The 21,701-nt window shown below is 43.6% G+C and carries 25 protein-coding genes; 8 read left to right on the plus strand and 17 right to left on the minus strand.

The window, feature by feature from the left end; translation table 11 throughout:
* Positions 1-327: 327 nt before the first annotated feature.
* A complete protein-coding gene (locus ATG71_RS05795; RefSeq protein ID WP_098438810.1) occupies positions 328-972 on the minus strand; it encodes a YigZ family protein in 645 nt (214 codons plus the stop codon).
* A 509-nt stretch (positions 973-1,481) separates the two neighbouring features.
* Between ATG71_RS05795 and ATG71_RS05800 the strand changes: the two genes are divergently transcribed.
* A complete protein-coding gene (locus ATG71_RS05800) occupies positions 1,482-2,624 on the plus strand; it encodes a sensor histidine kinase (RefSeq protein WP_098438811.1) in 1,143 nt (380 codons plus the stop codon).
* A 30-nt stretch (positions 2,625-2,654) separates the two neighbouring features.
* On the plus strand, positions 2,655-3,332 hold the full coding sequence (locus ATG71_RS05805; protein ID WP_060672801.1) for a response regulator: 678 nt from the start codon (positions 2,655-2,657) through the stop codon (positions 3,330-3,332).
* Positions 3,333-3,477: 145 nt separating this feature from the next.
* On the opposite strand, the gene treR is transcribed toward ATG71_RS05805, so the two are convergent.
* Positions 3,478-4,200 carry a trehalose operon repressor gene (gene treR / locus ATG71_RS05810; RefSeq protein ID WP_098438812.1) on the minus strand — a complete coding sequence of 241 codons (723 nt, stop codon included), beginning with the start codon at positions 4,198-4,200 and terminating at the stop codon, positions 3,478-3,480.
* A 118-nt stretch (positions 4,201-4,318) separates the two neighbouring features.
* Between treR and ATG71_RS05815 the strand changes: the two genes are divergently transcribed.
* Positions 4,319-4,927: a nuclear transport factor 2 family protein gene (locus tag ATG71_RS05815; RefSeq protein ID WP_098438813.1), complete on the plus strand. Its 609-nt coding sequence runs from the start codon at positions 4,319-4,321 to the stop codon at positions 4,925-4,927.
* Positions 4,928-4,957: 30 nt separating this feature from the next.
* Here the strand turns inward: ATG71_RS05815 and ATG71_RS05820 are convergent, their stop codons facing one another.
* The 13 genes from ATG71_RS05820 to ATG71_RS05880 all read right to left on the minus strand — a co-directional run bounded on the left by ATG71_RS05820 (position 4,958) and on the right by ATG71_RS05880 (position 14,189).
* Complete coding sequence (locus ATG71_RS05820; RefSeq protein ID WP_098438814.1) at positions 4,958-5,125, minus strand: aspartyl-phosphate phosphatase Spo0E family protein; 168 nt, start codon at positions 5,123-5,125, stop codon at positions 4,958-4,960.
* Between the two features lie 69 nt (positions 5,126-5,194).
* Positions 5,195-5,422 carry a hypothetical protein gene (locus ATG71_RS05825; RefSeq protein ID WP_098438815.1) on the minus strand — a complete coding sequence of 76 codons (228 nt, stop codon included), beginning with the start codon at positions 5,420-5,422 and terminating at the stop codon, positions 5,195-5,197.
* Between the two features lie 11 nt (positions 5,423-5,433).
* Positions 5,434-5,817 (minus strand): DUF4176 domain-containing protein, encoded by a 384-nt coding sequence (locus ATG71_RS05830; RefSeq protein WP_286162920.1) that lies wholly within the window; start codon positions 5,815-5,817, stop codon positions 5,434-5,436.
* Complete coding sequence (locus tag ATG71_RS05835; RefSeq protein ID WP_098438816.1) at positions 5,807-6,115, minus strand: DUF4176 domain-containing protein; 309 nt, start codon at positions 6,113-6,115, stop codon at positions 5,807-5,809. The genes ATG71_RS05830 and ATG71_RS05835 overlap by 11 nt, the downstream gene beginning before the upstream one ends.
* A 44-nt stretch (positions 6,116-6,159) precedes the next feature.
* On the minus strand, positions 6,160-6,405 hold the full coding sequence (locus tag ATG71_RS05840) for a hypothetical protein (protein WP_098438817.1): 246 nt from the start codon (positions 6,403-6,405) through the stop codon (positions 6,160-6,162).
* 19 nt (positions 6,406-6,424) lie between these two features.
* The gene (locus ATG71_RS05845; RefSeq protein WP_098438818.1) at positions 6,425-7,900 is read right to left on the minus strand and encodes a ribonuclease YeeF family protein; all 1,476 of its coding nucleotides are present in this window, start codon (positions 7,898-7,900) and stop codon (positions 6,425-6,427) included.
* Between the two features lie 16 nt (positions 7,901-7,916).
* The gene (locus ATG71_RS05850) at positions 7,917-8,195 is read right to left on the minus strand and encodes a DUF5344 family protein (RefSeq protein WP_098438819.1); all 279 of its coding nucleotides are present in this window, start codon (positions 8,193-8,195) and stop codon (positions 7,917-7,919) included.
* A gap of 2 nt (positions 8,196-8,197) precedes the next feature.
* A complete protein-coding gene (locus tag ATG71_RS05855) occupies positions 8,198-8,557 on the minus strand; it encodes a YwqH-like family protein (protein WP_179886465.1) in 360 nt (119 codons plus the stop codon).
* A gap of 185 nt (positions 8,558-8,742) precedes the next feature.
* Positions 8,743-10,428 carry an alpha,alpha-phosphotrehalase gene (treC, locus tag ATG71_RS05860; protein WP_098438821.1) on the minus strand — a complete coding sequence of 562 codons (1,686 nt, stop codon included), beginning with the start codon at positions 10,426-10,428 and terminating at the stop codon, positions 8,743-8,745.
* A 312-nt stretch (positions 10,429-10,740) separates the two neighbouring features.
* Positions 10,741-12,156, minus strand: a complete 1,416-nt coding sequence (gene treP / locus ATG71_RS05865; protein WP_098438822.1) for a PTS system trehalose-specific EIIBC component — start codon at positions 12,154-12,156, stop codon at positions 10,741-10,743.
* Between the two features lie 286 nt (positions 12,157-12,442).
* A complete protein-coding gene (locus ATG71_RS05870) occupies positions 12,443-12,694 on the minus strand; it encodes a hypothetical protein (protein WP_098438823.1) in 252 nt (83 codons plus the stop codon).
* A 65-nt stretch (positions 12,695-12,759) separates the two neighbouring features.
* Positions 12,760-13,014, minus strand: a complete 255-nt coding sequence (locus ATG71_RS05875; protein WP_483295299.1) for a hypothetical protein — start codon at positions 13,012-13,014, stop codon at positions 12,760-12,762.
* Between the two features lie 128 nt (positions 13,015-13,142).
* Positions 13,143-14,189, minus strand: coding sequence for an acyltransferase (locus ATG71_RS05880; protein ID WP_098438824.1), 1,047 nt, complete (start codon positions 14,187-14,189; stop codon positions 13,143-13,145).
* A gap of 495 nt (positions 14,190-14,684) precedes the next feature.
* Between ATG71_RS05880 and ATG71_RS05885 the strand changes: the two genes are divergently transcribed.
* Complete coding sequence (locus ATG71_RS05885; protein WP_179886466.1) at positions 14,685-15,602, plus strand: C40 family peptidase; 918 nt, start codon at positions 14,685-14,687, stop codon at positions 15,600-15,602.
* A gap of 99 nt (positions 15,603-15,701) precedes the next feature.
* On the opposite strand, the gene ATG71_RS05890 is transcribed toward ATG71_RS05885, so the two are convergent.
* A complete protein-coding gene (locus ATG71_RS05890; RefSeq protein ID WP_098438825.1) occupies positions 15,702-16,868 on the minus strand; it encodes a 3-phenylpropionate MFS transporter in 1,167 nt (388 codons plus the stop codon).
* A gap of 203 nt (positions 16,869-17,071) precedes the next feature.
* Here ATG71_RS05890 and ATG71_RS05895 point away from each other — a divergent pair, with 203 nt between their 5' ends.
* From ATG71_RS05895 to ATG71_RS05905, 3 genes are all read left to right on the plus strand, one after another.
* Positions 17,072-17,593 carry a DUF6241 domain-containing protein gene (locus tag ATG71_RS05895; RefSeq protein WP_098438826.1) on the plus strand — a complete coding sequence of 174 codons (522 nt, stop codon included), beginning with the start codon at positions 17,072-17,074 and terminating at the stop codon, positions 17,591-17,593.
* 180 nt (positions 17,594-17,773) lie between these two features.
* On the plus strand, positions 17,774-19,225 hold the full coding sequence (locus ATG71_RS05900) for a hypothetical protein (protein WP_286162923.1): 1,452 nt from the start codon (positions 17,774-17,776) through the stop codon (positions 19,223-19,225).
* Positions 19,226-19,323: 98 nt separating this feature from the next.
* A complete protein-coding gene (locus ATG71_RS05905; protein ID WP_098438827.1) occupies positions 19,324-19,785 on the plus strand; it encodes a hypothetical protein in 462 nt (153 codons plus the stop codon).
* A gap of 173 nt (positions 19,786-19,958) precedes the next feature.
* Here ATG71_RS05905 and ATG71_RS05910 read toward each other — a convergent pair whose 3' ends face one another.
* Positions 19,959-20,741: an SGNH/GDSL hydrolase family protein gene (locus ATG71_RS05910; protein ID WP_098438828.1), complete on the minus strand. Its 783-nt coding sequence runs from the start codon at positions 20,739-20,741 to the stop codon at positions 19,959-19,961.
* 203 nt (positions 20,742-20,944) lie between these two features.
* Here ATG71_RS05910 and ATG71_RS05915 point away from each other — a divergent pair, with 203 nt between their 5' ends.
* Positions 20,945-21,688 (plus strand): YveK family protein, encoded by a 744-nt coding sequence (locus ATG71_RS05915; RefSeq protein ID WP_098438829.1) that lies wholly within the window; start codon positions 20,945-20,947, stop codon positions 21,686-21,688.
* Positions 21,689-21,701: the final 13 nt, after the last annotated feature.

Consider the following 21,701-nt stretch of genomic DNA (forward strand, 5'->3'; position numbering starts at 1 on the left):
ACATAATTAATGATGTGCAACACTTTTTTAAAGGGAACAATTACTAAAGTGCGTAGCGGGTTCATTTGTCAAAAAATGAAGGGATTTTACTTACTTAGACGTCTAAATTCAGTGGAAAGTTTCAAAAAGTAACAAGTTATTTACTACTACCCCATAACCAGATGATCTTAAACGTCAGTTTGTCCGATTAATTTCACCATTGTAGGCGATATTAATGGAGAGCACTATCCGTCAAAAGAGTCATTTTTTCGATGGTACTCTCTATACGATTAGTATGAGTTTAATGATGACATTGTAAGAAAAAAGATTTTTCCAATCTAAAAAATTTCACGAGTCGGTTCCCAAAGGGGATTCAAGGTATTCCACATCACCCTCCGTTATGAGGGCCTGCCCATTTGTCAGCTCCGTCATCCATTCCGTGAATCCAGACGTATTCGCTTCTTCCACATAGACATCAACCTCTACAGACTCCAGATAATGAATGTCCTTCAGTTGATAAGGGGAGGATCTCACTTCATTTTCGACTTTCCCGAGCCACGTATAATCAATCGTGGACTTCATGATGCGCATCAATCTTCTCTCGACGATCCCTGTTGCATTCAAGCCTTCCGAGGTAGCCCGTCCATACGCACGGATCAGACCGCCTGCCCCAAGCTTGATCCCGCCGAAATAACGTGTAACGACAACAACCGTATCTTTAAGATCCCGTTTTTTTAACACTTCAAGCATGGGAACACCCGCTGTCCCACTCGGTTCCCCGTCATCGTTCGCTTTCTGGATCATATTCTGTTCGCCGATCATATAGGCAGAGCAGTTATGATTGGCATCATGGTGCTTCTTTTTGATCGATACGATGAATTCCTGGGCTTCTTCCTCGGTCTCGACCCGATTCACATAGGTGATGAATCTGGAGCGTTCAATATTGATTTCATTTTCTCCGTAACCCTTGACGGTATTATACTGATGTAGCAAGATCATTTCTCCTTTCACGATTGCCGCAGCTTGCGACAAAGTCCGCGCTTTTATCCTAATTCTACTATATAGAAAAATGGTGAAGAATGCACAATTCTAGCTGTTTTTCGAGGTAAAAACTGGCTCTACATGAAATAATGGTAATACAATGTAATCAAACTTTAATCTCCGACAATATGTGACATGGTATAATGGACGCTGATAGTAATACTTCAGTTGTTCCAACGTTTCTTTAGGGAAGCCGAATGGTCTAGATAATTGCCATAGTTTCTCTATTATTCCTGGAGCGAATAATCCCTTGGTAGAAGTATTACATAGGAATATGCCTAGATGAATAAAGGAGTTTCGTGACTTTCCCTTGAATTGATAATAGGTACGTTCTAGTATAAATGAACAGTAGGTCTTTGGGCGTGTTGTGCCCTGAGCGGATAACACCGATTATTACTATGCAAGGATAGTTTTCTTGAAGCTAGGCGGACGACTATTGTGGAACAAAAGAGGGGTGTACCGTGTCACTTAAAAAAATAGACACCAAGATGTTGGATAGCATCCTGAAAAAGATGGTCGATACGGTTGACGAAAGTAAGGATGAGATCTTCCAGATTGGCGAACAATGTCGAAATGATTATGAAGATTTGATGAGAGAACTACTGGAAGTGAAAGAAATGGTCCTGAAGGTGATTGATGAAGGAGATGATCTCCAACAGAAATCAAAGTTTGCACGGCTCAGACTATCTGAAGTCAGCAAGCATTTCCAAACCTATTCAGAAGACCAGGTAAGAGAAGCGTATGAGAAGGCTCATGACCTGCAGATGAGGCTATCCATGAACCGAGAGCAGGAAAAGCAGCTTCGGAACCGCAGGGATGAACTGGAAAGACGCTTGCAGACACTCGGGGACACGATTGAAAAGGCAGAGAATCTTTGCTCACAAATATCCGTCGTTCTCAATTATCTAAATAGTGACTTAAGGCAAGTGGGTGAGGCGTTAGAGGACGCGAAGCAGCGGCAGGATTTCGGGCTCAGGATCATTGAGGCCCAGGAGGACGAGCGGAAACGCTTATCCCGTGAAATTCATGACGGCCCTGCACAAATGATGGCCAATGTGATGATTCGTTCGGATCTGATTGAACGAGTGTTCCGAGAGAAGACAACTGATGATGCCATCACGGAAATCCGCGATCTGAAACGGATGGTCCGCTCAGCCCTGTATGAGGTCCGCCGCATCATCTATGACCTCAGACCAATGGCGCTTGATGACCTCGGGTTGATACCGACCCTCAAAAAATACTTGAGTACAATCGAAGAGTATAACCAGGAGACCTCCATACAGTTTGTGAATATGGGGCTCGATATCAGACTTCCTTCCAAATTCGAAGTCGCTCTGTTCCGGTTGGTACAAGAAAGTGTCCAGAACGCCCTTAAGCACGCAGAAGCCACGCATATCCAAGTTAAAGTAGAAGTAAAGAAAGACCAAATAACAGTTGTCATCAAAGACAACGGCAAAGGATTCGATAAAGACATACAGAAGACAGGATCCTTTGGAATCATGGGGATGAAAGAACGTGTCGACCTTCTCGAAGGAGACATCACGATTGACTCAAAAGTAGGGGCAGGGACGGTCATACTGATCCAGGTTCCGCTTAATACGTAAATTTTTCCAAGGTTTAGGGAGGCGAAAGACATGGCAACAAATATTGTTATCATTGACGATCACCAGCTTTTCAGGGAAGGGGTTAAACGAATCCTCGAATTCGAACCTTCTTTCAACGTAGTAGCAGAAGGTGATGACGGTTCAGATGCAATGAACCTCGTCGAAACACATGAACCCGACGTAGTCCTCATGGATATCAACATGCCTGAGACAAACGGCGTGGAAGCAACTCGTGAACTAATGGCCAAGTATCCGGATACGAAAGTCATCATCCTGTCCATCCACGATGATGAGAACTATGTGAACCATGCGCTGAAGACAGGGGCTCTTGGCTACCTTCTAAAAGAGATGGACTCAGATGCCTTGGTTGACGCTGTGAAAATCGTCGCGGAAGGCGGTTCGTACGTACATCCGAAAGTAACGCATAATCTGGTTGCAGAATACAAGCGCCTGGCAAACGCCCAGAACTCAGGCGGGTTCCAGCAATCCGAAGTTCGCCGCCCGCTTCACCTGTTAACACGCCGCGAATGTGAAGTATTGCAAATGCTTGCAGACGGTAAAAGTAACCGTGGCATCGGTGAAGGCTTATATATCAGTGAAAAAACTGTTAAAAATCATGTAAGTAATATACTTCAAAAAATGAACGTGAACGACCGTACCCAGGCAGTGGTGACTGCGATTAAGAATGGCTGGGTGGAAGTACGATAAGTACCGGTTGATAGATAGAGTATTGTTAATTTGTTGTTGAGAGAGCGGCCCTTCTGGTGGAGGGTCGTTTTTTGATTGTCTTTTTTGGGAGGGGATCGTGCTGGATTAGAAAAAATCCACTTCCCAAACCAGGAAGTGGACTAATCTAATGCTTTCTCCGTGCAAAGTCCACAAACCGGAACATGTCCAGCCTGTGCCGCGATTCTGTGTACTCAAACAACGTCGCATCTTTTAAATGTACATAGTTCTTCACAACCACCACATGATCATATTCATTCAGGTCCAGGTACTCGCGGTCCTCATCCGTACACTCTTCCACAACGATTTCTTTTTTGGCAAAATCGATGGGTAGCTGGAGCTCGCCCTCGAGATATTCATAGATGGAGTTCTCGCATATTTCTTTCGTCAGCAAAGGGACTTGTTCTTTCAGGAAATAGGACTTGTCCAGAATGATTCTTTCGCCGCCGATTTTGCGGGAGCGGACGACTTTCCAAATTTCTGCGTCTCGGGACGTCTCGAGTTGAGCAGCGATCCCGTCATCGGCAGAGATCAAGCCAAAGTCGTGGACGAACGTTTCGATCTGGTCCCGCCCCATGGATGTCTGCAGCTCCTTGAAGCTTACAAGGCCTGAAATCGGAAAACTCATACGGGACACGTCGAGGACGAGGGATCCTTTTCCGCGCAGCTTCTGTATCAACCCTCTTTGAGCCAATAATGTAAGCGCTTTACGTATAGTCTCACGAGAAGTGGCATAGATCACCGAGAGCTCGTTTTCCGATGGCAGGATGGAATTCGCAGGATACGTGCCATTCTGTATTTTTTCAGAGAGATCCTCGAAGATTTGTTGGTATTTATTGCTTTTCGTCATAATATCACCTGCTATTATTTTACCATAATTAATAGGAAGAAATGAGATTGAACTTGAGTGTTGTGAATATTTTCAATAGAATGGAGATAGTGCGAATTTTAGAAAAGGGTGAAGAGCATTGTCGAAACAGCATTGGAAGAAAATCATGTTGGGAATTGGCATGAGCACATTATTATTGGGTGCTTGTGGGGCAGACGAAGAGAAGAAGGAAGACAAAGAAACGGCAAAGAAAACAGAAGAGGTCAGCCCGAGTGAAGATCCTGCAACAGATGAGGCGGCATCCCTGACCCAAATGACGCAAATCGTGGAGGACGCAAGTGAACTGAAGGAAGCGGAAGGGATCCCCGCAGAGGAAAAATCGGCGATCGACGCAGCCTTTAATCAATATATCAATGCCTTTAACGAAGAAGATTTCGATTCATATATGAGCGTCATCTCGAAGACACCTGTGAACTTCAAGTACGAAGATGAAGAGCGCTATGTGAAGCAGATCTTTGATACAGTCGATTCGAAGCGCAAAGTGGATAATGTGAAGATCATCAACTATGCAGGCAAGAAAGCGGATGTCTATGCTGAGATTGAAGCCACGACGAAGGATCCGAACAGTGATAAGGAAGTGACCCGTTCCGGGAAGCAGGTAACCGTCTTTCATAAGAAGGACGATGGATGGAAGGTTGCGGCGATTTTCTTCTTGGCTAGTGAGGGAGAAGAGGGAGCAACAGAATAATGAAGAAAGGCTGTGCCCGGGCACAGCCTTTTACTTTTGATTCAATTGGTGATAAAGGTTAAATAGTCCATCGAGTTCCTGGCTGAGCTTCACCGTCGCAGGATGTGATAAGCCGTGGTATTGGGCAAAGTACTTTAATTCCAGGCGTTTTGATTCCATTTCTTGCTTGAGGGTTTGAACCATTGGAGCAGCATTCATGGCAGGAACTCCTTTTTCCTTTATTATCCCATAAACGTGTTTTAATGTTAACTTGAAAATAAATTCGGTTTACTTTTTGAAAAATTTAGAACGGACAACAAGTAAAAGGATGGCAAAGCCATAGTTGACAACGGCAATGACCACAAATGCAGGAAGCTGTTCAGGCATGGAAGTACCTGTGAAAATAGCAGGGCTAATGATGGCCAGTGGCATCGTGCCGCTGATGAATCCCATGATGGCGAAGACAAGCAGTCCGGTCCGGATGATTCTTCTAAGGGATGGATTATCCGAAAACATTAGCGCCCCTCCTAATATGTATTTTCCTCGCGGTCGGCTTCTTCCCGGATCTTCTTATCTTCATCCGTCACGTAGCCGTTATGTAAAACCTCTTCGATCAGGTTCCGGTTAAAAAAGACATTGTAGTCAGGTGAAATATTGCCTTCCGGATAAGGGACCCCGATATAGTCGTATTGTTTATTCGTGCTTACTTGGATTTGATTGTAGCCATAGATCATGACCGATTTGTCCACTTTAGACAGCTTTACAACGGTCCCAATGGGAAGAAGCTTAGTCGGATCCAGGCTTCCTTCTTTTACTTCCTCTTTCTTATCAGGTTTATCTGCAGCGGTTTGACTGCAGCCAAGTAAAGTGAAGGTGATAAATATAAGCATAAATAGAAATTTAATTTTCATCTTGTTTCCTTTCATTCTTCCGATTCTTCTCCATATCCTCTTCTACTTTTTCCCTCATCAGTTCTTCTGCAGGAGAAACGAGTCCCGGATGAATGACGTCTTCGATAAGCTCACGATTGAAGAAGACGTTGAATTCTTCTGTCAGGTTTCCTTCAGGATAAGGGACCGCTATGTAATCGAAGATGGTCCCGGTCTTTTTTTGAATTTGGTGACGGCCGTAGATCATGACCGGTTTATCTACCTTCTTTAATTTGACGACCGTTCCGATGGGGAGGAGACTGGTATCTTTTTTACTCATTATAAATCACTTCTTTCTTGAAAAGTTTTGAGCAGTCGATAGTCCTACTCTTGAGAAATCTTTTCCTTTTTAAAGAAAATGGAACGGATGAGGATGGAAGCTGCACATGTTCCGTAAATCACCAGGGCCAAGAGCAGAATGGCTGGCATCTGGGATTGCAGATCTTCCTGTGGTATACCCCATGTGACGAGGACAATCAAGCTGATGGTCCCCATGATGCCCATGAAGATGGGATATATAAGCAGAAGCAATCGAAATAAATTTCTGGATTTCTCTTTGGTGGTTGGCATGTGATCCTCCTTCATCTGGTTATTTCTTATCTTCTTCGAGTCCGCCTTTGACTCCTACGCCGATTCCGTAGGCGGCATAAACACCGGTTTCCATGCCGACTGATCCACTGACACCTGCGCTCCCTAAGGATACATCGACAGCGATGTACGGATCATAATCGAAACCGAACCACTCTTCTAGGGGCTCGTAGCCGAACCAATTAAGAGGTTCAAGTTTTATTTCCGATTTGGCGGCGGCAACCCCTATACCTGCGCTTGCAGTGTAGTTCTCTACATTTGCCTTCGCTTCAGCCTGACCAAAAGCCAGGTCAAGGGCGGCAGGTGAATTGTCATGGGCAAAGGTCGTTTTTGATGCAATCGCTTCCGTTTTCAATCCAATATTCTGTCCATAAAGAAGCGCCTCGCCAGTAGATTTAAATGAATAAGGGATGTCGGCGTCCATCTGTCCGTATATGAACTTTTGCTCCAGGAAGGAGGGGACGTTATCCATACTGCCGGTATCGATGACCGAACCGTTTAAATCAAATGAAAGATGACCATCATCATAGTCATTCGTAAAGTTCAGTCCTGCATTTCCAACCCCGTCAGAACCAAAACCGTCCTCTACTTTCTTATCTATGACATATTCATTTTTCTCCGGAGGGTAGCATACTCCGTAAGAAGTTTGTGCCTTACCTTCACTTGAAATAGCGAGATCATCTGAATAATAAGAGATGAATGAACTGGAATCCCCCTGCCCTTTCAACATCAACAATTGATTTAAGGAATCGTATTCACTCGAAATGGTCATTCTGGATACGAGCAGGCTTTCAAACTGCAACCTGTCAGAGAGCGTACTCATAAAAGGCTGGCGGTGGAAGGAGTGATTCAATTCTGTCCCTGAATAGCTTTCGACCGTGATCTTCCCATTCTTAAACATTCCCTCTATTTCATAAATATAACGTTTCATCAGCTGAATGTCATGGTCCACAGTATCCAGGGCTTTCGTTTGGTCAGTGTCGAATGAAGTTAAGTCCTCAAGGGTTTGCGTGACTTTTTGTTCGGCCCGTTTCGTATCGCTGAGGAACTTCTGATCCTGGATGGCAGGGATATGAACGATATCCCGAATGGAGTCCAATGTCTGATTCGTTTCATCTACAAGGTTCAGGGTGGTGCTTTCCGTTTTGTTCAGACCATCCCTCAGCTCCCCGTCGAGGAAGGGTTGACGGATAAATCCTGAAGTGTCGGATTCCAGTTGGGTGGAGGCCGATTTCAACACGGTCAAGATTCTTTCATAGTTTAGCAGTGTAAGGGTGTAGAATGTCAGAAAAGGGGTATGAAGATCCTGATAGAAAGACCGGACGGCTTCACCACCCTGCCCGCTGAAGGAATCGTGTGAACCGGAGAACTGCTCGACGGCTTGCCTGAGCTCTGTCAGCTGTTCTTTCTGGGTTTCAAGCTTGCTTCGCAAATCTTCTATACCGTTATGTAATGATTGGTTATCAAGAGTTTTCATTTTCCTCTAATTCCCCCTAACGCGACCGGATGGAAGCGGAAATGGTGTCGTCGACTTCTTTAAAGTCCTGGATGGCGTTGGTCGCCGATAGATTATTTGAAGTGAGAAGGTTCTTATACACCCGGGCGACATCCTCGAGCTGTATATTCAATTCATTTAATCTCGTCACCACGTCAAGGTGATTCGAGGACGCCATGTCCTTTAATAGGGCTGGTTCAAATGATTCCGTGGCAGCTTGGATGTTCTTCAAGGATTCATTGATTTCTCCCATGCGCAGGATAATGTTTTGGTTCATGGTCATCCTTCCTTTCTTTGTTCCTCTTCGATACGGGCACGTTCATTGGCGATACTCGTTTCGAGTGACTGGATCTCTGTCTTGAGTGAAGAAATTTTGTCTTCGATGGCTTTTATGGCCATGTCCATTTGGTGATGGGAAATATCTTTATAGGAAAAGAGCATATCTTCCCGTATTTCCGTGAAAGCGTTAGCTAACGTACCCTGCCAGGTAGCAGGGGTAAGGTCTGGTGCTGTAACGGATGATTGATGCTGGAGAAATTCACCTTGAAGGGCATTGAGGCTGGAGTGGGAGTTTCTCAAGCGGACAAGCTGTTCTTTTTTCTCATGTAGCTGGGAAGTCAAATATGATAAATAGGACAAGACTTTCATCCCCCTTTTTAATAGTAAACACACTCATTTATGGTATCAAATGGAAATGGTGAGTGGGTATGGGTTATTTGTACTGAAGTTTCTTTCGGGACTTAAATACCATATACCCATATTATGGGTTTATAATCGTCTATACGAAAAAAGGCATTGCTCAAATGAACAATGCCTCATCTTCTTTATTTTGTTAATCGAAACACCACAGACTCATACGGGCGAAGTGTGATTTGAGAATACACATTCCTCGCATCCTCATAATTCGAAATCAGAACCTCACTCGACCATCCTGCGAGATTCACCTCATCAGGAAGAGTGAACTCCGTCTCGCGAGCATAGAAGTTATTCACCACAAGCAGCTTTTCACCGTCACCATTCCGTACATAGGCAAAAATGTCAGGGTGATCTTCCAGGATCAGCTGGTAGTCACCGTCGACGATGATGTCGTATTCCTTACGGAGGCGGTTCAGCTTCTGGTAGTGATAGAAGACTGAGTTTTCGTCTTCCAGCGCCTGCTCTGCATTGATTTCCTGATAGTTCTTCGCAACAGGGATCCAAGGGGTACCGCTTGTGAACCCGGCATTCTCGTCATTGTTCCACTGCACCGGAGTCCGTGAGTTGTCACGGGACTTGTGGCGGAGGATCTCCAGGATCTCTTCTTCCGTTTTTCCTTGTTCTTTCAATATATTGAATGTATTGAGGGACTCCACATCACGGTACTCCTTGATGCTCGTGAACTTCGGATTCGTCATCCCGAATTCTTCTCCCTGATAGATATAAGGGGTACCCTGCATCAGATGGATCGTCGTTGCGAGCATCTTCGCCGATTCGTTCCGGTACTTTCCATCGTCACCGTAGCGGGACACGATCCTTGGCTGATCATGGTTGCACCAGAAGAGGGCGTTCCATCCGCCGCCTTTATGCATTTCCCGCTGCCAGGTAGAGAGGATTTCCTTCAATTTAAGAAAATCGAAGTCAGCAACCGACCATTTCTCCCCGTTCGGGTAATCCACCTTCAAGTGGTGGAAATTGAAGGTCATGCTGAGCTCATTGCGGTCCGGGTTTGAATACTTGATACAGTTGTCAATCGTAGTGGAAGACATTTCCCCGACGGTCATGATGTCGTATTGAGAGAAGACTTCCTTGTTCATTTCCTGCATATACTCATGGACCTTTGGCCCGTCAGTGTAAAATTTGCGTCCATCCCCGGGAGCGACCGAGCCGTCATCATCAGGGAAGTCCTGATCTTTGGAGATGAGGTTGATGACGTCCAAACGGAAGCCGTCGACGCCTTTCTTCAGCCAGAAGTGCATCATGTCATAAAGCTTCTCACGGACCTTATCGTTCTCCCAGTTCAAATCAGCTTGAGTGACGTCAAAGAGGTGGAGGTAGTATTGACCCGTTTCCTCGTCATACTGCCAAGCATTTCCTCCGAACTTCGACTGCCAGTTCGTCGGCTCGGAACCGTCGGGCTTTCCGTCCTTCCAAATATAGAAGTCACGGTACTCATTGTCCTTCGACTTCCGGGACTCAATGAACCACTGATTCTCTGTCGATGTATGGTTGATCACGATGTCCATGATGATCTTGATGCCGCGGGAGTGGGCTTCCTCCAGAAGCTCATCGAAATCATCCATCGTCCCGTATTCTTCGTGAATATTGAAATAGTCGCTAATATCATAGCCATTGTCGTTCTGAGGAGACTTATAAATCGGCGTGATCCACACCACATCAATCCCAAGCTCCTTCAAATAATCCAGCTTCGCCGTTATTCCCTTAATATCCCCAACGCCATTCCCCGACGTATCATAAAAACTCTTCGGATAAATCTGATACACAACCGACTTCTTCCACCAAGGCTGCTTCATGCCACATCCACCATCCTTCACCTATTTTTGAGGGACGGACCTCAACTTTTTAGCTCATCCGCCTCATTTATTTCATTCCATCATTGTTCTAATGCCTATATAGAGGGACGGACCTTCCATTCTCCGCCACAAACCCTTATCTAATAGGAAAAGACGCTCCAAAACAAGCAGATTTGAAGGTCCGTCCCTCCCATAAAGAAGGGAGACAAACATCCCCATCACTATCCCTTTCAGGCAAGTGCTAAGAATTCATTTGTCCCCCTTAGTTTAACTTGTATATACAAGTTGTTGCAACTGTTTTCTCTCTATGAATCAGACTGCTTCGTTTTTGCTGAATTTGGACCAGACGATTGTCAGTACGAACGGTACGACGATACAGATGGCCATTCCGATGAAGAACGGAATCCAATATTCAGGAATGATCGATAGGAATCCAGGCAATCCACCTACACCGATGGAGAATGCTTTCGTTCCTGTCATCGCTAACAGTACACCACCGATGGCTGACCCGATCAAGGCACTGATAAACGGGTAGCGGTAGCGCAGGTTCACCCCGAACATCGCCGGTTCCGTAATTCCTAGATAAGCGGAGATGGCTGACGTACCAGCCAAGCCGCGAAGCTTTTCGTTTTCTTTCTTTGCTACCACCATCATCGCAAGAGCTGCTGAACCCTGTGCGATATTCGATAGGGCAAGGATCGGCCATAGGAATGTTCCACCTTGGCTTCCGACAAGCTGTAAGTCTACTGCAAGGAACGTATGGTGCATTCCAGTAATAACCATGACGGCGTATAAACCACCATACAGGAGACCACCTAACCATGATACGTGATCGAACACCCACACGACGCTATCCGTCAGCATGTTACCAATAAAGAAGGTAACAGGTCCGATCAGGATGAAGGCGGCAAATCCGGTAATCAGAAGGGCGACCGGCGCCACGACCAAGAGCTTGATGGAATCATGAACTCTCTTATCCAGGAACATTTCAATCTTCGCCAATAGATAGGAAGCGAAGAGGATCGGGAGAACTTGTCCCTGATACCCGATTTTGTCGACTTCAAATCCGAATAAATTCCATGTAGGAATCTTCTCTGCACTTGCATAAGACCAAGCGTTCAGTAAGTCGGGATGAACGAGCATAAGACCTAATACGATACCGAGTAATGGACTTCCGCCGAAACGCTTGACCGCTGACCAACCAATCAACCCCGGCAGGAACACAAAGGCCGTGTTGGCAATCAAGTTAATGATCGATGCAAAATCTGCCCACTGCTTATGAACATCGATGACTGATTTCTCATCATAGAAAATCCCCGGTCCGGTCAGAATATTATTCAGACCCATCAACAAACCGGCCGTTACGATCGCCGGCAGGATCGGAATGAAGATATCCGCCAGTACCTTGATTGCGCGCTGCAGGGGATTCAGGTTCTGAGTCGCGGCATCTTTAACATCCTGCTTCGATGCATGCTCGATCCCTGTTTCCTCAGCTAAAATTTGATACGCTTTATTCACAAGACCCTGCCCGATGACAACCTGGAACTGACCGTTTGAGGAGAAGGAACCCTTCACCAGATCAATTGCCTCTAATCTTTCTTTATCCACTTTCTTCTCATCATTCAGCACCAGCCGTAGACGAGTCACACAGTGAGTGGCCGTGCGGATATTATCCTTGCCGCCAATTGCTTCAATGATTTCGAGAACGTCTTCACGTTTCACGCTCATGAAATTCCCTCCCTTGGAATGGTGAAAGGTGCCAGGCACCCTTCATAAAAGCGTTGTACCCGCTTTCATTTCTATTAATGGATTCCCCTAAATAGTATGTGGAAAACGCTCTGAAAGATGCTTTTTGTCAAAGCGCTTTCATTTCATTCGGGGTGTTGTATATACAAGATATACTCTTATTGTATTCATGTATATACAAGCTGTCAATGAAAAAGTGTAGCCGTTTTCATTTTGGACATGAAAAAAGCTTGCAGCAACTCTGTCGCTCCAAGCAAATGATGTAAGGTCATTGATGACTTCTCTCATATTTGTTCCACATATGATAATTATAAGCAAATTGAAGGATGTGACTCACCAGGCCAATCCCTATGAAAATGAGGGTATACATAAGATTCAACCCGATAAATCGTAAAAGAAAATACAAAACAAGGATGAGCGGGGTCATCCATAACGTACGAATCATCTTCCTTCTATAGGTGAGGTTAAAGTAATACCATTCAAATCCTTTGTCTGTTCGTTGCGTATAATCATCCCACATGAAAAATCTCCTTTCATTTCTTAAAAAAGGACGTCTGCAATCCAAAAAGCAGACATCCTTTCCTATCATTGACTCAGTCCATTAAACACACCAACCGTCACAGCTCCTACAATTCCTAATATAACCCAAATCACATAGGCAATCAGGACAATCCAACCCATCAGTTTTCTGCCGGTCAGTATCCAGTAGATTCCCAGTGTGATAAAACTAAAAAATAGTCCAAGAATCCCCCATAACCATTTATTCTTATGATGTTTTTTGGCATCCATAAACAAATAAACGGCAATCAGAATATTGATTACAAACATTAAAGCGTCCAACGTACCCCTCCTAATTTACATTTATATGTAAAATTACCTAATTATGCTAGAGTTAAACCTCTTTTAGAAAGATAGCAATAAAAAAAACCAGCTGAATCTCAGCTGGCGCAGTAGAATATCATTCATATTCAACCAGCCAATTTCACTTTTTCGGCTGGCTTCTTCCTTTTAATAAACGTTTTATAATTGATGAGGGAGCACACCACATAAGAGATTCCCAGGCAAACTCCAAATATGACAACAGCATACGCCAGATATTGAAGGATGAGGAGAGATTGACTCCCGACATTCATCCATTCCATCACATTGGCCCATAATCGCTGTCTGATCAGGGGATGCTCATGTATCAGGTAGACGCCCAGTACATACCCGGATATGGCGTTGATGGGTCTCGATACAAAGCTGAGCTTCGAGAAAAATAGGAACAGTGCCAACGACATGATCACGCTGATAGGAGAATTATAGGTCAGCAGTTTGAAAGGCAGCTCCCATGCCTGCTGCAGTATGAGGGCAGTGCCTGCTCCAATAAATATGTAAACGCTTAAATAATACCCCGTGCTTAAGGAAGAGATAAACCTTCCGTGATGTCTCAGGTATCCAGCGACAAAATAGAGAAAGATGAAATGGACGATACTGTACCCTCCATTGACCCCGAAGCTTGCCAGGGGATGGAAGAACTGCCAGACACAGTTGACCAGGAATAATAGGAAAAGCAGCTTCTCGTATTCCTTCTTTGATACCTGATTGATGACCATATTGAGATAAGGCGAAATCAGGAATAATAAGATATAAACCGTAATGAACCAATAGGTGGACATATAAACCGGTAAGATCGACGGGAGCATTCCAGCAAGAGATCCATCAGTCCGTTGCAGGACCGCCATTCCTGCAAAAATCACCACGGAGAAAATAAAGGTTTCCCGAACCACCCTTAGCGCCTTGCTCATCTTGAATGTCGACGTACACAGGAAGTATCCGCTGATCAACACATACACGTTGACCCCAACCAGGCACAGAACCTTGATGAAGGTAAAGAGGAATTGATTGATACTGCTTAGCTCAGATATGTTAATATACTTCGAAATACCATAGGTCCCAAAATGCAACAGCACAATCATGATCATGGAAAGGACCCTGAGAGATTCAAAGTTTGACAGCCTTAGTTTTCCTGCCAACGCAACCCGCCCCTTGCTTTAACGAAAGATAAATTCTACTTATTTTAATCGATAAAAATCAACTTGTCATTCAGAATTTTCTTGAAGTAAATGAGTGATGGGTAATAGGGATGAGGAGAGGGGGAATTGACTGATCCATATGAAAGGGCATTGGTCGTAAAACCTCATGAGAAAAAGAGCGTAAAGACCCACAAAAGCGTCACGACAATGTTGTAAGCGTAACCATAAATTTCTAATCGGTATAACAGCGGGGCTCATAAGGGTTTTTTGACAAATAAGGACATTCACCCAGGGTCAGGAATCCACTTTTGTAGGGAAACTGCCATACAATAATGGTAAATGGAAACAGGACCATAATGTACCAATCACTATTATACTGGGGTTTCTTCCTGATTTTTCTTCATATAAGAAAATAAGCCTATTAAAATATCAGTCTATTTCATAGATAATGGACAAGCAACAAAATTCGACACTATCTATGAAGGAGACATTTTTTTGAAGAAAACAATCATTGCCTTTACTACTGCTGCTCTTTTCTCGACAATGGCTGCCAATTCAGCGGAAGCGGCTTCTTACCGCGTACAATCAGGTGATTCCCTTTCCGTGATTGCATATAAATATGATACATCCGTTTCAAACCTGAAAAGCTGGAATAACCTGAACTCCGACTTGATCTATGTGAATCAAGTACTCGAAGTATCAGCTCCAAGCAGTTCTTCTGCCAAAACATATACCGTCCAATCAGGTGACTATCTATCAAAAATCGGTGCCAAATACGATGTATATGTCGCTGAACTGAAATCATGGAACAATCTTAAGAGTGACGTGATCTATCCCGGGCAAACGTTGATCGTTTCTTCCGGCGGAACTACACCACCACCGTCAACGGGATCAAGTACATACACAGTACAATCAGGAGACACCCTTTCACATATCGCTATCCGTTATAACGTGAGCGTCTCGTCCATCAAGTCTTGGAACGGTTTAAGCTCTGATACCATTTATGTCGGTCAAAAGCTTTCCATTAATGGTACATCTGACGGAGGAACAGAAACCCCGTCATCAAACGTCGTCGACATCGCCAAGAAATATGTAGGGACTCCGTACGCATGGGGAGGCACATCACCATCCGGCTTCGACTGCAGCGGATTCATCTACTACGTCTTCAACCAGGCGGGACAATCGATTTCTCGTACGAACACAGAAGGCTACTACAGCAAATCATCCTTCGTATCCAGCCCGAAAGCAGGCGACCTCGTATTCTTTGAAAATACGTACAAAGCCGGCATCAGCCACATGGGGATCTACGTTGGAAACGGGGAATTCATCCACGCATCCGACAGTGGAGTAGTGGTTTCGAAGTTGAGCAATACGTACTGGAATCCTAAGTTTGTTGGGTATAAGAGATTTTAAGTTTGATTGGAGCGTCCTGCCTTTGATGGGTGGGGCGTTTTTTTTATAGCTTCACATCATAAAAAAACCGCCCGGAATCCCATCCCGAACGGCCCATCATCATTTATAACTAAACACACCTTCAACCCCACGGTCATACTTCCAATACATCCATCCACCAAGCACCACACAAGGCGCCACAACAACGGCCATTCCCATAAACGCCGCACCAGGTGAGATATCATACAAGAAGCCACCGATAAACGTCAGCACCGCCGTACTCAATCCCATTCCAAGTGAAGTGTACACACCCTGGGCCGCGGGGATATCCTTGCTCTCTAATTCTTCATAAATCAACCGCATGAATGCATAATGGGTCAATCCGAAGGTTAATGAGTGGAAAAGTTGGGTAAAGATGAAGACAGGGGTGCTGGGGAAGAGGAACAACAAAGTCCAACGTGTCACAGCAGCCCCTGCTGCTATCATGAACATGACGGAAATGCTCTTACCCTTCAGCAGCCGGTCTGAAAACGCAAAGAACAGTATTTCAGACAACACCGCAACATTTAAGATCACGCCGATATAAACGGCACTCACATCTAATTCCTTTAAATAAAGAACGCCATAATTATAATAAGAAGCATGTGCTCCCTGGATCAAGACAACAATCACCATCGCCCAGACAAACTTACGGGATTTCAGAAGTCTCCTGTAAGAAAGCTTCTCCTGACCACGTGTCCCGCTCATGGACTGTGGCAGTTTCGCGAGGGAAGAAAGTAAGATCACGACGATCCCGCCAAACAGAAGATAAATCACGGCCCCCTCGGTAAAAATCGACGTCAAGAATCCAACCGCAAGCAGTGCTGTCGTATACCCGATTGATCCCCAGGAACGGCTCCGGCCATAATCAATCCCATCTTCCTTCATCATCACAGCCGCCATGCTTTCAACCATCGGAAGCAGCATCGGATACACAAGGCTGAATAACACCATGCACCCCAGCACCATCCCGAATGAATTCATAGGCAGGAACATCAGCAACGCAATCCCGGAAAATAATACAATCCATCTGGATAACCGCCCTAATGAAACCGTCTGGCTCAACTTCGGAAATACGAAGAAGCTCGAAAACGACCGTGCAATCATCCCCACAGCAATCACCGTACTTGCCGCCGAAATGGAGAAATCCTTACTTTCCACTAACCACGCGGTCCAATAAGGAATAAAAATCCCCCATGTAAAAAATATCGCAAAGAACTGAAGTGATAACCACGACTGATTCTTCAAATGTATCAGATCTCCCTTATGTAGAGTTGGAAATAATGTAACAAACAACAAACCATTATACGGAATTCAGTTTCCAATGACAACCAACTTAGCGACTATCTCTTTTTACCCTATGAAAAATATGGTAATATAACAATACTTGGCAGGACATTCGGCCTGACATCTAGAAGAAGGTAGGACAGAAATCATACAGGGGGAAAACCATGCTACGTAAAAAAATGTTGAGCGTTATAGTAGGAAGTGTTGTGCTCCTGACGGGACTGGGAGTTTATATTGTAGTTGGCAGTCTGGGAAATTCAGAAACTGGTAATCAATCAACTCAGTCAGATGCTGTGTCCACAGAGGGAGTGGAAATGAATTCAAGTGGTGAGGAAAATCCTTTCGGTGAAAAAGTGAAGACGCCGCTGAGTGAGGACTTGATGCGCCAGTACATACATGCCATGAGCCATCAAAAGGTGAGGGCGAAAGAGAAGTGGTCTTTCTTTAAAATCACCGATGAACGGATAGATTATCTGTTAGAACAATTAAAAATCAACAAATATGAAGATGAATACGTGTATGAGGACATTCTCACCAGCTGGAAAGAAGGCGATTATTCCGGAGTGGTGGGAGATCATAATACAATTTGGCGGCTTCAGGACGGAAATATCGGGAAAGCGACGTCTCCGTTGAATGCCGAACAGGAAAAAAAGTATATCGAGAGTCAGAAGAGGGAAAAGAGATAAATAAAAAAATCTGGTGAATGACGTGAAAGTATCCGCGTCATTTTTTTATTTTGCAATCAAATAAGTGAGAAAATTAAGGAATGAAATCAACAATAGAATCCCTTATATTATAAAAAATGTTTTTTGTTTCCTGAAAGTATAGTAACATTTAACCATAAAATATTTAAAAGGGGTTTCATCATGAATAATTACGCAAGACATCTGTTTCGTAGAGGTTTTTTACTCACGGATAAAAAGGTATTGGTTTTTAAAGACAAATTATCTCAGCAGACAATTGATAAATGGAGTACCGTTTCGTTTGGGAAATATCAATTGTACTTTGATAATGATATGCCAAGTGTTGTTTTAGAAGATAATGGGTTTAGAATAGCTTTACTAGGTTTAGTGTTAAATCCGTTTGATAAATTAAACAATAAAAATAACATTGCAAGTAAGCTATTAAAGAAAAAGCAAGAATCTGAAGAGGTCTTCTTAAACTATATAGACCAGTTGTCTGGTAGGTTCGTTATAGTTAGTCAAACGCCGGAAATAACAGAAGTCTATCATGACGCGTGTGGGACAAGGACGGTCTATTACGATTGTATAGGAGAAGATACAGTCGTTTCATCGCATTCAACTTTAATTGCAGATTTACTTGATTACCAGGCATCAAAGCAGTCTTTTGAATTATTAACTCACAAAGATTACGGTGGCAGGCGTTACTTGCCGGGTTTACTATCCCCATATGAAGGTGTTAAGCCTCTCATTCCAAATACGAAATATCAGGTAGAAGAACGTGCTGTAAAGAGGATATTTCCACGAGGACCAATTGAACCGACAAGCTCCGTAGATAATCTTGTGGATGAATTAGTTACAATTATGCAAACTCAAGCTGAATTGCTGTATGAGAATAATAGGGTTAGTATCTCCTTAACTGCAGGCCTGGACAGTCGATTAACTTATGCCATGCAGTCGAAAATAAATGGAGACGTGGATTATTTTACTCATATCAGTGTATCAAACCCAAGAAAATTTCGGGAAGATATAAAAATTGCCAAGAAGTTAGCTGATATTAAGAAGGCACCTTATAAAGTCTATGAGTATAGTACAAATAATGACCAGCCTGAGTTAATGGATTTTAGAAGGGTGTGGCAGAAGAATGTAGGGATGTACAGGGGGTCCATGCACCTATTTAAAATGTACGCCGACCATTTTCCGCAAGACCGGATTCATATTAGATCAAATATTGCCGAGATCGCAAGAGTATTTTACTCGAAACGTAGTGAGGACCTTAATGCATTGGAATTAGCTAAGCTTTACACCACTACAAAAATGAATGAACATCCTGCAGTAATAGAAAGTTTTCAAGACTTTATTGAAACCAATCAATTTAACCAAGACAACTTTTATAACTACGAATATGCCGACCTGTTTTACTGGGAGCATCGTATGCCTATGTGGCATAGTTGGATCCTGCTAGAAAGTGATGTCGCTTATGAATCTTTCGTTCCGTACAATAATAGAGTCCTACTTACCAAAATGCTTTCTGCACCTTATGAAGAAAGGGAATCGGGTACTCTATTTACCAAAATGATCAATAAAGTTTGGCCAGAATTACTAGACCTGCCAGTAAATAAAATAGTTATGGGCTAATAGTATTGAATGTACGATTGTATGGTCGTTCTATGTTGAAGGATTGATAGTATGTGGTAAAATTGGAAAGGTGTTTCAATAATTAGGGTGGTGATTGTATGAAGAAAATAATGATGAAAAGCAGCCTATCGCTAATGATCGGGATGGGTGCAATTATAGGAGCCGGATGTCAAGCTGATCAGGCTACAGACAAAAAGGCAAGCGAAGTGTCAGATGAACGAACGATTGATACAAATGGAAAATATCCTTGGGAAGTTGAACAACCAAAAACACTTCAGGAATACATAGACAAGGGAGAAACCGTCTTTTTGTTATCAGACGGTAAGGCGTTAGAAGGTAAGGTAAAAGAATATTTTTCTACAGAAAATGCTAACAAAGAAAAATATGCAAATTCCTGGTCGAGATATATTGAGTTGTATATTACTCAAATTAAAAAAGATCATAAGGACAAAGAGTCTTATATCAGTAAGTTGAAAGAAGTTCAAAAAGATATAGATTCTAAGAATTATAAAGATGTGCCTGCTAAAGTGGATGAAGCAAAAAAAGTAAGAGAAGCTTAATAAGGCTCCAATAGGCTTTTGCTTTGTTTATCTATAGTAAAAAGAAGGGTAGGAAACCAGATTTGGTTCCTACCCTTTTATTTTCAGTACAAAATAGTGTCGAGATACTTCCTGAAATACAAGGGAAAAATCAGCATGCTACATGTTTCCTGTTCAATTACTCATCGGTTTTCCTACTTCTTAATAAAATAATCCACCAAATACTCCGCCCACAACGCATGCCCTTCCTCACTAGGTGTCTCCTGATCTTCCGCCAGCAGCTCACCCAATGTCTCCTCATCATCAACAGGCCAGGCACTCCAGTGATCCAGATAAGGAATGTCATTCTCTTCAGCGAACTCCTTCAGCTTCTCAATCTGAAGGGGATAGTATGTTGCCCCGGCGATCGGATGTGTCGGTTGCAGGATCAAGACGGCGTCCTCGTTCTGTTCGGTCAGTTTGCGTTTGAAGATCTGGATGCTTTCCTGGTTGTTCTCTCCACCGACGCCGTTCGAATTGTCGTTCAGGGCGAAGGGTTCAAGAAGGACAAGCTGGGGTCCATAGTCCAGCACTTCATCTACGTTCTCTCCATTCACAAAGGTGAGAGAGGTTGTATCGTATTGAAAGATTTTCACTGCGATGTTGTCTCTATATGTATCGATAAGTTCTGATTTCACCTGCTCACTCCAACCGTTTTCATCGGCCCCGAGTGCGAGGGATCCGACGATGGCCAGTTTATAGGGAGTGCCGTCAGCGACTGCTTTCTTGAAGGAAGCTTGAGCGTCCTCTGGCCAATTGGCGATGAGGGAGTCGAAACCTGGTTCTTCTTCTGTCGCTTGCTCTGCCGTTGTCGCCTCTGTAACGTCCGCAGTTTTTTCTGCGCTTGAAACGGAGGTTTTATCCTGCCAATACATGTTCCCGTAAACAAGTACACCTACACAAACCAAACCTAGTAAAAATAATGAAAAGGTTCTCATACTTTAGACCTCCATTTATGGTGGGAAATGGTGAAGAAATCATTTCCAATTTACTAAAATGCCTTCCATTTTGACATTATTTGTAGTTTAATAGATAAGTATGGATATGTTACATTTCTATTAAAATTATGACAACAAATTTCTCAAAATACAACAGGAAACCACATTATTTTACATATTTTTTCTATTATTAGGAGGAAGTTATGGAAGAAACGATCAGTTTGCGCGAGTTGATGGAAACGTTACGAAAGCGCATGAGTTTAATTATCTTGATTACTCTTACAGCCATCTTAGTAAGCGGGGCGGTCAGCTTTTTCCTTTTGACACCTGTTTACCAGTCCACTACACAATTATTGGTCAATCAGGCAAAGTCGGATCAGCCGGCTTATAATCCCGGTGAGATCCAAACGAATCTGCAATTGATCAATACGTATAATGTCATCATTAAAAGTCCTGCCATTCTTGAAAAAGTATCTACTGATCTGAACAACGGATTGAATGCTTCCCAACTTAATTCGAAGATCACTGTAGGCAGTGAAGCAGAGTCTCAAGTCATCAATCTGTCAGTAACCGATACAGATCCTCAAACCGCTGCCGACATTGCCAACAAAACAGCTGAGGTCTTTCAAAGCGAAATTACGAAAATCATGAACGTCGACAACGTAACCGTCCTTGCCAAAGCTGAAGTCGGTGAAAAACAATCGCCTATCAAACCGAAACCTGTACTAAACGTTGCCATCGCAGCGGTAGTAGGATTAATGCTCGGTGTAGGGCTTGCCTTCTTACTGGAGTTCCTGGATAACACTCTCAAAACGGAACAGGAAGTCGAGAAAGTGCTCGGCTTGCCGGTCCTTGGTTCCATAGCTATCATCGGGGATGTCAAAGAAGACAATCCATCAGGACGCGCGAATCGCAAATCACGGGAAAGGGGTGAGAAGATTGGGTAAGAATAAGAAGCTG

It is taken from the genome of Bacillus sp. es.034 (genome assembly GCF_002563655.1).
Taxonomy (GTDB): Bacteria; Bacillota; Bacilli; order Bacillales; family Bacillaceae_B; genus Rossellomorea.